The sequence below is a fragment of the Bradyrhizobium sp. SZCCHNS3002 genome (genome assembly GCF_032377435.1).
Taxonomy (GTDB): Bacteria; Pseudomonadota; Alphaproteobacteria; order Rhizobiales; family Xanthobacteraceae; genus Bradyrhizobium.
In genome coordinates, this window is sequence record NZ_JAUHHY010000004.1 from 366,615 (window position 1) to 382,340 (window position 15,726).

Annotated in this window: 11 protein-coding genes; 3 read left to right on the plus strand and 8 right to left on the minus strand. The window is 66.9% G+C overall.

Annotation, left to right across the window (positions count from 1 at the left end):
• The first annotated feature begins 296 nt into the window (after positions 1–296).
• The gene (locus tag QW845_RS11380) at positions 297–1,679 is read left to right on the plus strand and encodes a PAS domain S-box protein (RefSeq protein ID WP_315801666.1); all 1,383 of its coding nucleotides are present in this window, start codon (positions 297–299) and stop codon (positions 1,677–1,679) included.
• Entirely contained in the window at positions 1,666–2,028 is a 363-nt protein-coding gene (locus QW845_RS11385; RefSeq protein WP_315801667.1) for a response regulator, read from the plus strand. The genes QW845_RS11380 and QW845_RS11385 overlap by 14 nt, the downstream gene beginning before the upstream one ends.
• Before the next feature lie 379 nt (positions 2,029–2,407).
• Here QW845_RS11385 and QW845_RS11390 read toward each other — a convergent pair whose 3' ends face one another.
• The 4 genes from QW845_RS11390 to QW845_RS11405 all read right to left on the minus strand — a co-directional run bounded on the left by QW845_RS11390 (position 2,408) and on the right by QW845_RS11405 (position 8,716).
• Positions 2,408–4,363 carry an acetyl-CoA carboxylase biotin carboxylase subunit gene (locus QW845_RS11390; protein ID WP_315801775.1) on the minus strand — a complete coding sequence of 652 codons (1,956 nt, stop codon included), beginning with the start codon at positions 4,361–4,363 and terminating at the stop codon, positions 2,408–2,410.
• Positions 4,364–4,380: 17 nt separating this feature from the next.
• Positions 4,381–5,997, minus strand: a complete 1,617-nt coding sequence (locus tag QW845_RS11395) for an acyl-CoA carboxylase subunit beta (RefSeq protein ID WP_315801668.1) — start codon at positions 5,995–5,997, stop codon at positions 4,381–4,383.
• A gap of 138 nt (positions 5,998–6,135) precedes the next feature.
• Positions 6,136–7,734, minus strand: a complete 1,599-nt coding sequence (locus QW845_RS11400) for an AMP-binding protein (protein ID WP_315801669.1) — start codon at positions 7,732–7,734, stop codon at positions 6,136–6,138.
• Between the two features lie 115 nt (positions 7,735–7,849).
• A complete protein-coding gene (locus QW845_RS11405) occupies positions 7,850–8,716 on the minus strand; it encodes a 3-keto-5-aminohexanoate cleavage protein (RefSeq protein ID WP_315801670.1) in 867 nt (288 codons plus the stop codon).
• A gap of 189 nt (positions 8,717–8,905) precedes the next feature.
• On the opposite strand from QW845_RS11405, the gene QW845_RS11410 reads away from it, so the two are divergent.
• Positions 8,906–11,491, plus strand: coding sequence for a cation-translocating P-type ATPase (locus tag QW845_RS11410; RefSeq protein WP_315801671.1), 2,586 nt, complete (start codon positions 8,906–8,908; stop codon positions 11,489–11,491).
• Here QW845_RS11410 and QW845_RS11415 read toward each other — a convergent pair.
• The 4 genes from QW845_RS11415 to QW845_RS11430 all read right to left on the minus strand — a co-directional run bounded on the left by QW845_RS11415 (position 11,458) and on the right by QW845_RS11430 (position 15,539).
• Complete coding sequence (locus QW845_RS11415; protein WP_315801776.1) at positions 11,458–12,252, minus strand: helix-turn-helix domain-containing protein; 795 nt, start codon at positions 12,250–12,252, stop codon at positions 11,458–11,460. The genes QW845_RS11410 and QW845_RS11415 overlap by 34 nt on opposite strands.
• 177 nt (positions 12,253–12,429) lie before the next feature.
• On the minus strand, positions 12,430–13,086 hold the full coding sequence (locus QW845_RS11420) for a glutathione S-transferase family protein (protein ID WP_315801672.1): 657 nt from the start codon (positions 13,084–13,086) through the stop codon (positions 12,430–12,432).
• Positions 13,086–14,255 (minus strand): acyl-CoA dehydrogenase family protein, encoded by a 1,170-nt coding sequence (locus QW845_RS11425; RefSeq protein ID WP_315801673.1) that lies wholly within the window; start codon positions 14,253–14,255, stop codon positions 13,086–13,088. Before QW845_RS11425 ends, QW845_RS11420 begins: the two co-directional genes overlap by 1 nt.
• A gap of 144 nt (positions 14,256–14,399) precedes the next feature.
• Positions 14,400–15,539 (minus strand): acyl-CoA dehydrogenase family protein, encoded by a 1,140-nt coding sequence (locus QW845_RS11430; protein WP_315801674.1) that lies wholly within the window; start codon positions 15,537–15,539, stop codon positions 14,400–14,402.
• Between the last annotated feature and the right edge of the window lie 187 nt (positions 15,540–15,726).

The window sequence follows — 15,726 nt, forward strand, 5'->3', positions numbered from 1 at the left end:
AGCCCCCGGCCGGCGGCGTCCGGCTGCAAGCGCACCCTGGCGCCGGTTCGGCGGCAATTTAACAGGATCCCTTGGAACAAACCGCCCAAGCCTGCGTTCTTGGTGTTCGCCGTCGTGAGCTGGAGCACGTCGCACGGCCCCTGGGGGGTCTGCTGGCGGCAAGTCGTCCTGTCCTCGTTGCCGGAAAAACCAACAACAAGCAGCGATCGAGATAGCCCTTGCATTTGTACACAAACAAGTTGGTAATCCCGTGCGCGGCGTCTTCTCTGTCGACCTGTTAGCAAGGAGCCTGCGACGTGCACGGAATGCCCGGCGCCTCCCCCGCCCCACGCGTAACCGACGACGATACGGCCTATCTGGCGGCGATCGTGGAGTGCTCGGCCGACGCCATTGTCGGCACCACCGCAGACGGCATCATCCGCAGCTGGAATGCGGCTAGCGAACGGATGCTGGGGTTCACCGCGGCTGAGATGATCGGCAGATCCGTCTCCGAGATCACACCCCCCGAGCTGGCGGAAGAAGCGAGCGCCTTGCGCGCCAGGGTCAACGCGGGCGAAGCGATCGAGAGCTTCGAGACCGTCCGGCTGACCAAGCCGGGACGCCCGATCGAGGTTTCCATCACGTTTTCACCGATCCGCAGCAGCACCGGCGTGATCGTCGGCATCTCCAAAATCATCCGCGACGTCACGCTGTCGAAGAAGGCCGAGCGTGCGTCGGCGATGCTCGCGGCCATCGTCGCCTCGTCCTCGGACGGCGTCGTCAGCAAGACGCTGGACGGCACGATCACCAGCTGGAACAAGAGCGCCGAACGCATCTTCGGCTTCTCGGAAGGCGAGATGATCAACCACTCGATCCGCACGATCATCCCGCAGGAGCGCCAGGCCGAGGAGGACCGGATCCTTGCCACCGTGCTGTCCGGCGAGATCATCGACAATTTCGAGACCATCCGCCTGCGCAAGGATGGGGCACTCATCGACGTATCGGTGACGGTCTCGCCGGTCCGGGATTCCAGCGGCCGCATCATCGGCGCCTCCAAGATCGTGCGTGACATCACCGACAAGCGCCAGACAAGGGAGCAGTTGCGCACCTTGCTGGCCGAGGTGAACCACCGCAGCAAGAACCTGCTGTCGCTGGTGCAGGCGATCGCCCGGCAGATGACCCGTCACGGCCGCCAGCTCGACCTCAACCGCTTTCTGGAGCGCCTGCAGGCGATCGCGAGCAATCAGGATCTCCTGATTCAGAACGATTGGCGTTTCATTCCGCTCGACGGCCTCGTCCGCTCGCAGCTCGGCGCATTCAACGACCTGATCGGCAACCGCATCGCGATCGACGGACCATCGATCGAGCTGACGCCGGAGGCCGCGCAGTCGATCGGCATGGCGGTTCACGAGCTCGCCACCAACGCCGCCAAATATGGTGCGCTGTCGAACGACGACGGACGGATCGCGATCCGCTGGCTGCGCATCGATGACAGCTTCGACATGACCTGGGTCGAGAGCGGCGGGCCTGAGGTCGCGCCGCCGGAGCACACCGGTTTCGGCAGCCGGGTGATTTCCGACCTGGTGCGCGCCGGCCTGGATGGAACGGTCGAGGTCGAGTTCCTGCCGGCCGGACTGCGCTGGCACCTGAGGTGCCCCCTGCAACGCCTCTGCCGCGACCGTCATCATGCGCGCCAGTGAGAAGACTCATCTCCTGATCGTCGAGGACGATCCCATGATCGGCTTCGACCTCGCGGTCGAGCTGGAAGCCGCCGGATTCACGGTGGTCGGCGTGGCGCCGACCGTGCACAAAGCCCTCCATCTGCTAGAGCGGAATCATTGCGATCTTGCCGTGCTCGACGTCAATCTCGGGCAGGAAACATCGGCGCCGATCGCGCGCGCCTTGGCGGCGGCCGGCGTGCCCTTCGTCGCCGTCACCGGCTATTCCGTCGATCAATGCCCGGAGGAATTCGCTACGGCACCGCTGCTGTCGAAGCCGTTCCAGACGTCACGGCTGGTCGCCGCGCTGAGGCGGCAATTGCACGAGTGAGAGTCGCAAGCGACCGAGCTAAAATCCCGCTGGTTCGCGTACTTTCCTCTTTGCGACGAATTCGTTTGCAAACAGCTGGAGACGAGACACGCGCAGAGACGAGAAGCGAGCCATTTCGGCACGGACGGTAGGCTCCCTCGCCCCGTTCTTACGGGGAGAGGGGTGGGGTGAGGGGCAGCCGCACGAGAAGTATACGTGGATAGACCTGTACCCCCCTCACCCGGATTGCATCTGACGATGCAATCCGGCCTCTCCCCGCTTGCCGCGGGCGGGGAGAGGTGCACCGAGCCAGCCGTAAGATGTCGGCACACACGCGCTGCGACAAGCAATGATTGCCTTCGTCGCAGATCTTCCCGTAGCTCACTCCCCTGCCCGACGATCAGGCCGCAATCTCCGCCACGATCCGGCCCGTCGTCACCTGGTCGCCCTCGGCAACCTCGATCGCGGTCACCGTTCCGGCGATGCCGGCGGTGTGGACGTGCTCCATCTTCATCGCCTCGAGCGTCACCACCGGCTGTCCCACAGCCACGCTGTCGCCCGGCTTCACCAGCACCGCGACCACACGACCATTCAACGCCGCGCGAACCCTGCCATCACCGCCGCCAGCCGCTGAGGATTGCGGCCTGGCCAACGTCACGTCGCGCAGCGCCAGCGTCTGGCCGCGATGCTGGACGAACAGCCGATCGTTGTCGCGGACGAAGCGCACGCTCTCGACGGTCTCGGCGTGACGAACGCGGATCGTATCATCCGTGAGCGATACGATGTCGAAACGATGCTCTGCATCGCCACGTGTCACGCGATAGATTCCGTCACGCTCGCGCAGCAGCTCGCACTCGGCCACCTCGCCGGCGATCTCGAACCGGAGCGGCGTCGCGAAGGCAGCCGCGAGCGAGCGGCCGCGGCGGACGGGATGCGCGAGCGGATGGCTGACGGAGAGCAGCAGCGCGCCCAGCGCGAGGTCTGCCGCTTCGGCGGCCGGCGCACGCAGCTCGTCGCGATGCGCCGCGATGAATGCGGTGGTCGCCTTGCCCGCGGCGAAGGCCGGATGCCGCAGGCAGGACATCAGGAAGGCCCGGTTGGTCGGGACGCCCAAGGCAACGGCCTGCTCCAATCCGGCGATCAGCCTTGCGCGCGCCTCCTCACGAGTCGCAGCATGGCTGATCAGCTTGGCGATCATCGAATCGTAATGGGGCGGGATCTCCGCGCCGGACTCCAGCGCATGCTCGACCCGGATCGTCTCGGGCATCTGCCACAGCGCCATCCGCCCGGACTGCGGCATGAAGTCGTGCGCCGCATCCTCGGAGCATAGTCGCACCTCGATCGCATGACCCGAGAAGCTGATCTGCTCCTGGCGTAACGGCAGCGGCTCGCCGGCGGCGACGCGCAATTGCCATTCGACGAGATCGAGTCCCGTCAAGGCCTCTGTCACGGGATGCTCGACCTGCAGCCGCGTGTTCATCTCCATGAAGTAGAACTGCCCGTCGCCGTCGAGCAGGAATTCCAGCGTACCCACTCCCTCATAGCCCAGCGCCTTCACCGCCTGCACCGCCACCGCGCCCATGCGCGCGCGCAGCTCCGGCCCGACCGCCGGCGACGGCGCCTCCTCGATCAGCTTCTGATGCCGCCGCTGTACCGAGCAGTCGCGCTCGCCGAGATGGACGGCATTGCCGAACGAATCGCCGAACACCTGGATCTCGATGTGGCGCGGATTGGCGATCGCCTTCTCGAGGATGACGGTGCCGTCGCCGAACGCCGTCGCGGCTTCCGAGCGTGCGCTGCGCAGCAGGTCGGGAAAGGCGTCCGCATCCGTCACCAGCCGCATGCCGCGGCCACCTCCACCGGCCACGGCCTTGATCATCACGGGAAAGCCGATGCGGCGCGCTTCGCGCAGCATCGCCTCGTCGCCCTGGTCCTCGCCCTGATAGCCGGGCACGCAGGGGACCCCGGCGCGGTGCATGATGTCCTTGGCGCCGGCCTTGTTGCCCATCGCCGCGATCGCCACCGGCGATGGTCCGATGAAGACCAGCCCCGCCTCCTCGCAGGCCTGCGCGAATCCTTCGTTCTCGGCGAGAAAGCCGTAGCCGGGATGCACGGCATCGGCCCCGCTCGCCTTGGCCGCAGCAATGATCGCGGCAATGTTCAGATAGGATTGCGCCGGCGGTGGCGCGCCGATGCGGACCGCCTGATCGGCGAGCCGGACATGCGGCGCACCATGATCAGCATCGGAATAGACTGCGACCACGCCGTAGCCGAGCCGGCGCGCGGTGCGCATGATCCGCAAGCCGATCTCGCCGCGGTTGGCGATCAGCACCTTGTGGAACGGCCTGCGTTGCATTCCCGTCATCTCTCCGCTCATGGCCTGGACACCGAGAATTGCATGCGCTGCGGCCGTCGCGCCTCCGCCTCGCGGCAGATCGCCAGCACCTCCGACAGCACCGCGCGGGTGTCGCGCGGATCGATCACGCCGTCGTCGAGCACGCGCGCCGAGGTCGCAAATACGTCCATCTGGCTGTCGAACACGCCGATGATCTGCGCCTTCATGGCGTCGAGCTTCTCGCGCTCCACCGGCTTGCCGCGGCGGGCCGCGGCCGCTTCGGTCACGATCGCCATCGTCTCCGCCGCCTGCTCACCACCCATCACGGCGGTCTTGGCGTTGGGCCAGGAGAAGCAGAAGCGCGGGTGGAACCCACGGCCACACATGCCGTAATTGCCGGCGCCGAACGAGGCGCCGCAATAGAGCGTGATCTGCGGCACGGTCGCCGAGGTCACCGCCTGGATCATCTTGGAGCCGTGCTTGATCATGCCGGCCTCCTCATAGGCGCGGCCGACCATGTAGCCTGTGGTGTTGTTGAGATAGAGGATCGGCGTTCGGGTCTGGCAACAGGACTGGATGAAGTGCGTCGCCTTGTTGGCGCCCGCCGGATCGAGCGGGCCGTTGTTGGTGACGATGCCGATCGCCTGGCCCTCGACGCGGGCATGGCCGCACACCGTGGCCGGTCCGTAGTTCGGAGCCATTTCGACGAAGTCACTGTCGTCGACGATGCGCGCAATGACCTGGCGCATGTCAACGGGACGCTTGTGGTCGAGCGGCATGATGCCGAGCAGCTCCTCCTGATCGTAGCGCGGCGGCTTGACCGGCGATGGCTCCTGCGATGGCCGGTCCCAGTTGAGCTTGCCCATGATCTCGCGCGCGATGCGCAGCGCGTCGCGATCGTCCTCGGCGAGATAGTCGCCGAGCCCGGAGATCGAGGTGTGCATCTCGGCGCCGCCGAGCTCCTCCTCGGTGGCGATCTCCCCGGTCGCGGCCTTCAGCAGCGGCGGTCCGGCGAGGAAGGCGCGGGTGCGGCCGCGCACCATAACGATGTAGTCGGACAATCCGGTCTGATAGGCACCGCCCGCGGTCGACGAACCATGCGTCACGGTGACCACCGGCAGGCCGGCCGCCGAGAGTCGCGCCAGGTTGCGAAAGATGTTGCCGCCGCGGACGAAATCCTCGACGCGGTAGCGCAGCAGGTTGGCGCCGGCGCTCTCGACGAGCTGCACGTAGGGCAGCTTGTTCTCCAGCGCCAGCTCCTGCACGCGCAAGGTCTTGTCGAGGCCGTAAGGCTGCAGCGCGCCGGCATCGATGCCGGCGTCGTTGGCCGAGACCATGCAGCGCACGCCGGCGACGAAGCCGATACCCGCAATGACGCCACCACCCGGCACGCTCTTGGCCGGGTCCGGCGTATCGAACATGTAGCCGGCAAGCGTCGACAGCTCGAGGAACGGCGCGCCAGGGTCGAGCACCAGGGCGACGCGCTCGCGCGGCAGCAACTGGCCGCGCTGATGGAAGCGCTCCTTGGCCGCCGCGGAGGCATTGCGCGCGCGCGCCTCGAGATCGCGCATCCGCGCGATCAGGCCGAGCATGCCGTCACGGTTGGCCTGGAAGGCGGCGCCGGACGGAGAGATGGTGTTGTCGATCACGGCCACGGACGGGTTCTCTCATTTGGCGTCATTCCGGGGCGCGCGGAGCGCGAGCCCGGAATCCATCGCCACGATGGGGAGTATGGATTCCGGGCCTGGCCCTTCGGGTCATCCCGCAATGACGGAGGAAGTCGAGTAGACGGCTCACGCGCTCTTCGCCGCGAAATGCTCGCCATAGGCCTGGCGCAGCTCGACCTTGCGCAGCTTGCCGGTGGCCGTCATCGGCATCTCCTCGAGCACCCGCACCAGCTTCGGCACCTGGAAGCCGCCGAGCGACTTGCGGCAGTGCTCGAGCAGCTCGGTCTCACTGGCCTGCGCGCCGGGCTTGAGCTTGACGAAGGCCGACACCGCCTCGCCCCATTGCGGATGCGGCAGGCCGACGACGGCGGCATTCTGCACCGCCGGATGCGCCAGCAGGGTCTCCTCGATCTTGACCGAGGCGACGTTCTCGCCGCCGGACTTGATCATGTCCTTCTTGCGGTCGAGGAACAGCACCTCGCCGTTGTCGATGACCGCGAGATCGCCGGTGTGGTGCCAGCCGAACTTGCGGGCGTCCTCGGTCGACTTCGGATCCTTGTAATAGCCCAACATCACGTTGGGGCCGCGATGCACCAGCTCGCCGATCTCGCCCGGCGGCAGCAGATTGCCGGCATCGTCCATGATCGCGGTCTCGTTGACGAACAGCGACTCGCCCCAGTAGTTGCCGAAGCGGTTGAGCTGGACCTCGGGCCGCGACATCGTCGTCGCGGGATACATCTCGGTCTGACCGCTGGTCAGCGCGAAGTTCGGACACAGCTCCTTGATCGCGCGCTCGAGCAGCGGCCGGCCCATCGGCGCCATGGTGTAGAGGCAGGTGCGCAGATGCGAGAGGTCGAACTCCTTGCGCCGCGGATGATCGAGGATAGCCTGGTACATCAACGGCAGACCGACGAACACGGTCAGCCGATCGCGCACGATCGCCTCCATGCAGGCCACCGGGTCGAAGCCGCGCATCAGCGCCATGCGGCCGCCGACCGAGAGATAGCTGAGCAGCAGCACGTGGCCGGCACAGTGGAACAGCGGGAACTGCCCGGTGATGCCGTCGTCACGCGAGAGCTGCATCTCGATGCAGTTGCTCATCACGGCCATGACCACGGCGAGGTGACAATGCATCGCGCCCTTCGGCCGCGACGTCGTGCCCGACGTGTAGATGATCATCGCGAGATCGCGGTCGTTGATCTCGATCTCGGGCTCGACGTCCGAATGCCCCTGGATGAGGTCGTTGAAGCTGGCAAGCCCCGCGGTCCTCGCCGTCCCGGTGAGATCGACGGCGATCAGCTCGACGCCGCGCTGTTCCAGCGCCGCCCGTCGCTCCGGCTGTGCAAACAGATTGTCGTCGATGAGCGCGAAGCGGACCTCGGCGTGGCCGAGGATGTAGTCCATGTCGGCGGGCCCGAGCATCGTGTTGATCGGCACCCAGACCAGGCCGGCGCGATGGATGCCGAACAGCGCTTTGACGAACTCGATCGAATTGTTGCAGACGGTCGAGATTGTCTCGCCCGGCTTCAGCCCCTTGGCGAGGAGATGGTTCGCGAACCGGTTGGCATCGCGCTCGAGCTCGGTGAACGTCACTTGGCGGCCGCCATCGGTGATCGCAACCCGATCCGGGAAGCGCCGCGCCGCGCGCTTCAGGAGATCGCCGATCGCAACCCGGCCGATCCGGCCCGGACCGGGCACGCCGCCGGTGGTCTCAAGATTGGTCATTGATTTACTCCTCCCCATCGGCGTCATTGCGAGGAGCGCAGCGACGAAGCAATCCAGGGCCCCGCCCACGACTCTGGATTGCTTCGCTGCGCTCGCAATGACGGAGCACTTCGCATCAGTTGACGGTGCCGAACATCTGCCGCGCTTCGGCGGGGCTTGCGATCTCGCGGCCCGCCCGCCTTGCGCAGGCGGCGATCGCCTCGATCAATTGGCCGTTCGAGGTCACCTTGGTGCCGTCGGCGAGATAGAACGTGTCCTCCAGTCCGGTGCGGAGATGGCCGCCGAGCTCGGCGCAACGTTGGTGCAGCGGCCAGATCTCGGCGCGGCCGATCGCGGTGACCTGCCAATGCGCCTCGGCGAGCTTCAGCTTGAGCAGGATCGGCAGCAACTCGGGATCAGCCGGCATGCCCGACGCGACGCCCATCACGAAGTTGTATTCGAGCGGGCCGTCATACATGCCGGTCTGGCGATACATCCCGACACAGCGCACGATGCCGACATCGAAGCATTCGAATTCCGGGATCGTGTGCGCGTCCTTCATCGCGGCGAGATAGTCCTGGATCTTCTCGACCGAATTGTCGAACATCATCGGCGGCCAGGCCCAGGTGTTGTCGGCCTTGACCTTGAGGTAGTTCAGCGAGCCGGCATTGCAGGCCGCGATCTCCGGCCGGGTCTGCCGGATGCAGTCGAGCGCGCCTTGATAGTCCGGTCCCGACACGCCCGAGGTGTGATTGATGATCACGCCGGGGCAGGCCTCGCGGATCGCCTGCTGGATCTCGCGGGAGACGTCGACGTCCCAGGACGGCAGATGCCCCTTGCCAGCGGCCTGCTGGCGCAGATGGATGTGCATAATCGCCGCACCCGCGTCATAGGCGCGCCGCGCCTCGCGCGCCATCTCCTCGGGCGTGACCGGCACGTGATGCTGCCTGGGATCGGTGAGCACGCCGTTCAGCGCGCAGGTGATGACGGCTTTGTCGCTCATGGCACTCGTTCGATGGGCTGCGCGCAGGCGGCGCTGTGCTGACAGGGTCCGTATATGACGGTCGCACGCCGGGATCTGCTTGCGTTGACTCGCTGGTGACATGCAGCGCAACCGGATATTGCTTTGCGTCAAGTCCGCGGCCGGAAACGGCGCTAAGCGGTTCCTGCTTCTCCTCCTCACGGGCGTGCAATGTCGACCGACCCACAACCTGCGCCGATGTTTCCCAATGGCTTGAGCGCGGCGGAAGCCGTGCGCCGGCTGCAGACGGAGGGCTTCAACGAGCTGCCGCAAGCAGGCTCGCGCTCGATCCTCCGCCTCGTCGCCGACGTTCTGAAGGAACCGATGCTGCTCCTGCTGCTGGGCGGCGCCGGCATCTATCTCGCGCTGGGCGACACGGCGGAGGCGATCCTGCTCGGCGTGTTCGCCTCGGCTTCCGTCTTCATCACCATCGTGCAGGAGGCGCGGACCGAGCGCGTGCTGGAATCGCTGCGCGACCTGTCCAGTCCGCGCGCCCTGGTGATCCGCGACGGCGAGCGCATCCGCATCGCCGGCCGCGAGGTGGTGCGCGGCGATCTCATCGTGCTCTCGGAGGGCGATCGCGTCGCAGCCGATGCGGTGCTGCGCGACTGCGACGATCTGCTCACGGATGAATCGCTGTTGACGGGCGAATCCGTGCCGGTGCGCAAGCGGCCGGCCGCCGGCGAAGCGATGGACGCGGCAACCGTGGCCGGCGGCGACGACCAGCCCTTCGTCTTCTCCGGCAGCCTGGTGGCGCGCGGCGGCGGCATCGCCGAGGTGATGGCGACAGGGCCGCACACGGCGATCGGCAGGATCGGCCAGTCGGTGACCGCGCTCGAGACCGAGACGCCGCGGCTGCGGCAGCAGACCCGGCGCCTGGTGGTGGCGTTCGCGATCGGCGGCGCCATCGTGGTTGCGATCACGGTCGTGCTCTATGCGATGTACCGCGGCGGCTGGCTGGAGGGAATCCTCGCCGGCATCGCGCTGGGCATGTCGATGCTCCCTGAGGAATTCCCGGTGGTGCTGACGGTGTTTCTGGCGATGGGCGCCTGGCGCATCTCGCAGGCGCGGGTGCTGACGCGGCGCGCCTCGGCAATCGAATCGCTCGGCGCCGCCACCGTGCTGTGCTCCGACAAGACCGGCACCCTGACGCAAAACCGCATGATGGTGGCCCGGCTGGTGCTGCCGGACGGCGGCGTGCTGCAGCCTGCGACGGCGACGCCGGAAGCCATCGCACCGCCGTTCCGCGATCTCGTCGCCACCGCCGTGCTCGCCTGCGACCCGCAGTCGCATGATCCGATGGAGAAGGCGCTGCACGCGCTCGGCGCCGACGCCACCGCGGGCGCCACGTTGCAGCGGCGCTACGGTTTGCGCCCCGACCTGCTGGCGATGACCAACGTCTGGTCGCGCGACGGCGCCGGTGTCGCGGCGGCCAAGGGTGCTCCGGAAGCGATCGCGAAGCTGTGCGGCGTCGACGGCGGCGCGCTGGCGGCGCTGCAGGCGCGCGTCGAGACGCTCGCCGCCGAGGGCCTGCGCGTGCTCGGCGTCGCCGAGGCGAGCTGGAGCGGCGAGGCGCTGCCCGACACGCAGCAGGACTTCGCGTTCTCATTCCGCGGTCTCGTCGGCTTCGCCGACCCGCTGCGTCCGGAGGTGAAGGATGCCGTCGCCGAGTGCCGCTCCGCCGGCGTCCGCGTCATCATGATCACCGGCGACTATCCCGCGACGGCCACCGCCATTGCGCGGCAGGCCGGGATCGATCCCGAGCGCGTCATCGCGGGCCCCGAGCTTGTCGATCTCGACGACGACGCCCTGGCGCTCGCGGCGCGCACGCCGACGGCGTTCGCGCGCATCATGCCGGAGCAGAAGCTGCGCATCGTCACCGCGCTCAAGGCCTGTGGCGAGATCGTCGCGATGACCGGCGACGGCGTCAACGACGCGCCGTCGCTCAAGGCCGCGCATATCGGCATCGCGATGGGCGGCCGCGGCACCGACGTGGCGCGCGAGGCCTCGGCGATCGTGCTGCTCGACGATGATTTCGGCTCGATCGTCAAGGCGATCCGGCTCGGCCGGCGCATCTACGACAATCTGCGCAAGGCGATGAGCTTCATCCTCGCCGTGCACTTCCCCATCGCCGGGCTGGCGCTGCTGCCGCTCGTCACGGGCCTGCCGCTGCTGCTCGGACCCGTGCACATCGCCTTTCTCGAGATGATCATCGATCCCGTCTGCTCGCTGGTGTTCGAGGCCGAGACCGAGGAGAACGACATCATGCGGCGGCCGCCGCGCGATCCGCAGGAGCCCCTGCTGCCGCGGCCGCTGGTGCTGTGGGGGGCGTTGCAGGGCATCCTGGCGATGCTCGCCACGGGTGGCGTACTGCTGCTTGCACACCGCAATGGCATGCCGGACGACGAGCTCCGCGCGCTGGTGTTCTTCAGCCTGGTGTCGGTGATCGTCAGCCTGATCTTCGTCAACCGCTCGTTCTCGAGCTCGCTGCGCGAGGCGCTGCTGCGGCCGAACCGCATGCTGCTGCTGGTGATCGGCTTCGTCGTCGCCGTGCTCGCGACAAGTCTGACGCTGCCTGCCGCTGCGGCGCTGTTCCGGTTCGGACCGCTGCACGCCGACGATCTCGCGCTGACTGCAGCCGCCGCGATCACGACGCTGATCATGCTCGAACTGTCGAAGTTTCCGCTGCGCGCCGCCCTGTCGCGGCGCGCGGACAAGCCGGATCAGGTGGTCAAGGCCGCCTCGCCGGCGCGGTAGATCGCGAGATCGCGCGAGCCGGAGAAGATCGCGCGCGGCTTCAGCCCGTAGAAGCGGCGGATCGAGTGGCTGAAATGCGTGGAATCGGGATAGCCGATGTCCTGCGCGAGATGCGCCAGGTTGAGGTCCTGGTTGGCGTAGTTGAGCAGATGCCGCGCGCGCTTCCAGGCGCGGAACGAGCGGAAGGAGATGTCGGTCTCCTCCTTGAACAGATGCAGGAAGCGCGACGTCGAGAGCCCGACGGCGGCGGCGCAGCTCTCGGCGGTCGCCGGCTCGCCGGAGAAGCGGCTGATCAGGCCGATCGCCTTGACCACGCGGGGATCGAGCGTCCGCTGCGGCAGCACCTCGCCGAAGCACAGCCGGTCGAACACGGCGCTGGTGACGTCGCCGCTCAGCGGCCGCTGCACCAGCTCCTCATAGGCGGCGCGGATGCGGCAGGCATAGGCCTCCGCCTCGCGGGTGACCTTGCTCGCGAAGCGGTCCAAGGCGCCGATCGGCACGCTCTCCGGCTCGATCGTCACGACGATGACGGTGCGATAATCACTCTCGATCGTGTGCTGCCTGTTGGGCGGCACGACCAGCAGCTCGCCGCAACGCTCCTCGCCGCCATCGGGAATCAGCCGCAGGCTGCCGGTGAGCGCGACGTAGATATGGCACGCGCCCGAGCAGCGCTGGCGCGGACGGCCGAGCAGCCCGGCGTAGAAGACGCGCTCGGGCGTGATCAGCATGAGATGGCCGGAGTCCCGGCGCGTCACGTCCATGGTCTTCACATCCATGGTCTTCCTCCTGAGGCGCGGCTCTGTCGGCCGCTTCTTTGGAAGAGAACCATAGCGCAATTCGCGTCGCTGTCATCGGCGATGACTGCCGATTTTTGTCGCGGTTAACCCAGTGCTCAAGGATGCATCCGTCATCCGGGACGCCCGAATGACGTGCGCAACTCACGGCCTGACACGCGGCTTGATGCCCTGCTCCACGCCTGCACGCTGCTCGGCGGCGCGCGCCCTCTGGTAGCCATCGCGCTGCTGCAGGCGCGCCCAATAGGCCGCCACATTCGGCCCGAACTCCTTGGAAAGGCCGAGCGTGTCGGCGAGCCGCAACGCATAGCCGATCACGATGTCGGCCGCGGTGAAACGACCGGCGCACAAGAACTCGGCATTCGCGGTCGCTGCCTCCACCGCGCGCAGCCGGCCCAGGAACCATTTGGCGTAGTCGGCGGCGACTTGCGGCGAACGCCGCTCTTCCGGCTCGAGCTGAGTGTATCGCAATACCAGCGTCTGCGGGAACGTCAGCGTCGCGTCGGAGAAATACATCCAGTTGAGGAACGCACCGTAGGCCGCCTCCTCAGGTCCGACCATCAGCGGCGTCGGGCCGTGCTTGATGCCGAGATAGTGACAGATGCCGGAGGACTCCGTCATCTTCGTCTCGCCGTCGATCAGAAGCGGGATCGTGCCCAGCGGATTGATCGCCAGATATTCCTTCGCCAGCACCCGTGGCGGGAACGGCAGCATCTTCAACTCGTAGTTAAGTCGAAGCTCTTCTAGCATCCACAACGGGCGAAACGACCGGGCGCCGTCGCAATGATACAGCGTGATCATCAGGCGTTCCCCGCTTTGCCGGTGCCGGGCAAAGTCCCCATCATCTTGCACAGGATGGTCAACATGACCTCGTCGGCGCCGCCGCCGATCGAGCTCAGGCGCGAATCGCGATAGGCGCGGCTGACCGGGGTCTCGTTCATGAAGCCCATGCCGCCCCAATATTGCAGGCAGGCGTCGGTGAGCTCGCGGCCGAGCCGGCCGGTCTTGAGCTTCACCATGGTTGCGAGCCGCGTCACGTCCTCGCCGGCGATCATCGCCTCCGCGGCCTGATAGGTCAGCGCGCGCAGCAGTTCGACCTCGGTCTGCATCTCCGCGAGCTTGAAGTGGACGACTTGGTTGTCGAGGATCGAGCGGCCGAAGGCCTTGCGGTTGCGCGTGTACTCGATGGTCGCGTTGATGATGGACTCATGCGCCTTCAGGCAGGCGGCGCCGGCCCACAGTCGCTCCTCCTGGAACTGCATCATCTGATAGGTAAAACCCTGCCCCTCCTCGCCGACGCGGTTGCGCTTGGGCACCCGGACATTGTCGAAGAAGATCTGCGCGGTGTCGGACGAGCGCATGCCCATCTTGTCGAGCTTGCGCGCGACCTGCACGCCCTTGCTCTTCATCGGCACGCAGATCAGCGACTTGTTGCGATGGACAGGTCCGTCGCTGGTGTTGGCGAGCAGGCAGATGAAATCGGCCTGGGTACCATTGGTGATCCACATCTTGCCGCCATTGATGACGTAGTCGTCGCCATCGGAGCGCGCCTGGGTCTTGATCGAGGCGACGTCGGAGCCGGCACCGGGCTCGGACACGCCGATGCAGGCGACGTAGTCGCCTGAGATGGCGGGCGCCAGGAACTCCTTGCGCACCTCGTCGGAGCCGAACCGCGCCAGCGCCGGGGTCGCCATGTCGGTCTGCACGCCGATCGCCATCGGGATCGCGCCGCAATTGATGGCGCCGAGCTCTTCCGCCATCATCAGCGCGTAGGAATAGTCCAGCCCCTGGCCGCCGAACTCGATCGGCTTGTTGAGGCCGAGAAAGCCGAGGTCGCCGAGCTTCTTGAACAGCTCATGCGCGGGGAAGATGCCGGCCTCCTCCCATGCGTCGACGTGAGGATTGATCTCGGCGGCGATGAACTTCTGCAGGATGCGGCGCGGTTCGTCGTGGTCGGCGGTGAAGAGCATGTTTCATTCCCTGTCATTCCGAGCGGTCGCGCAGCGGCCGACCCCGGAATCTCGCTATGTCTTATCTAACTGCTTCACGATCGTCAGTCCGGGGCAAGGCCGCAGGCCTTGAACCTGGAATGACGGGCTTGGAGAGGCCGCGACTCACAATCCCATCTGCCGGCTGGCCAGATCCTTCATGATCTCCTCCGTGCCGCCGCCGATGGCGTTGACCTTGACCTCGCGATAGATCCGTTCCACGCGGACACCCCGCATGAAACCGGCGCCGCCAAAGATCTGCACGGCTTCCGAGGCGCAGTAGGCCATCGTCTGCGTCGCCTGGTTCTTCATCATGCAGATCTCGGCGACCGGATTGTCGCCCTGTTCGAGCCGCCACGCCAGCATTTCCAGCATCGCCTGCGACGCCGCCACGCGCTGCGCCATGTCGACCAGCTTGTGGCGGATGACCTGGTGCTGGGCGAGCGGCTTGCCGAAGGTGTGGCGCTCCCGGGCGTAGGCGATCGCATCGTCGAGGCAGACACGGGCGTAGGCCGTGCAGCTCGCCGCCATGCCCATCCGCTCGCTGTTGAAATTGTGCATGATCAGCTTGAAGCCCTGCCCTTCCTCTCCGATCAGGTTCTCGACCGGCACGCGGCAGCCGTCGAAATGCAGGGTCGCCGTGTCCGACGCCCACCAGCCCATCTTGTCGAGCCTGGTGCGCGTCAGCCCCGGCGTGTCGCCGGGCACGAGCAGCAGACTGACGCCCGCCGGCCCCGGTCCGCCGGTGCGCACCGCGACGGTGATGTAGTCGGCCCGCATCCCGGAGGTGATGAATGTCTTCTCGCCGCTGACGACATAATGATCGCCGTCGCGGACGGCCCTGGTCCTGAGATTGGCAACGTCAGAGCCACCGCTCGGCTCGGTGATCGCCAGCGCCGAGATCTTGCGCCCCGCAAGAATCTCCGGCAGCACGCGCGCCCTCACCTGCGGCTGCGCGGCGCGCGCGATCGGCGGCGCGCCGATCGTATGGCTCATCAGGCTGGCACTGATGCCGCCGGCCCCCGCACGCGCCAATTCCTGCGACGATACGATCTTCATGAACTGGTCGGCCGGCACGCCGCCGAATTCCTCCGGGAAGCCGAGCCCAAGCAGGCCGATCTCCGCCGCCTTCAGATACAGCGCGCGCGGAAATTCGCCGGCCTCGTCCCACGCGCTCGCGAACGGCGCGATCTCCTTGTCGACGAAGCGCTTGATGACGTCGCGGAAGGCCTCGTGCTCGGCCGTGTAGAACGGGCTTTTCGTCATGGCGGTGCCGGGAGGATCCTGCTTCGTGCGCTTCGGAAGATGCGCCGGAAACGTCCGTATCAACTTGCGTGGAGTGGCTGGCTGGCAAAATCACCTGCGGCGCGCCCGGTCGGCCCGGCCGGCTTCCCAGGGCCAGCGCCTGGACGCAAGACAGTGCATTGCACACATCTGCCCACTCGTTGTGGTG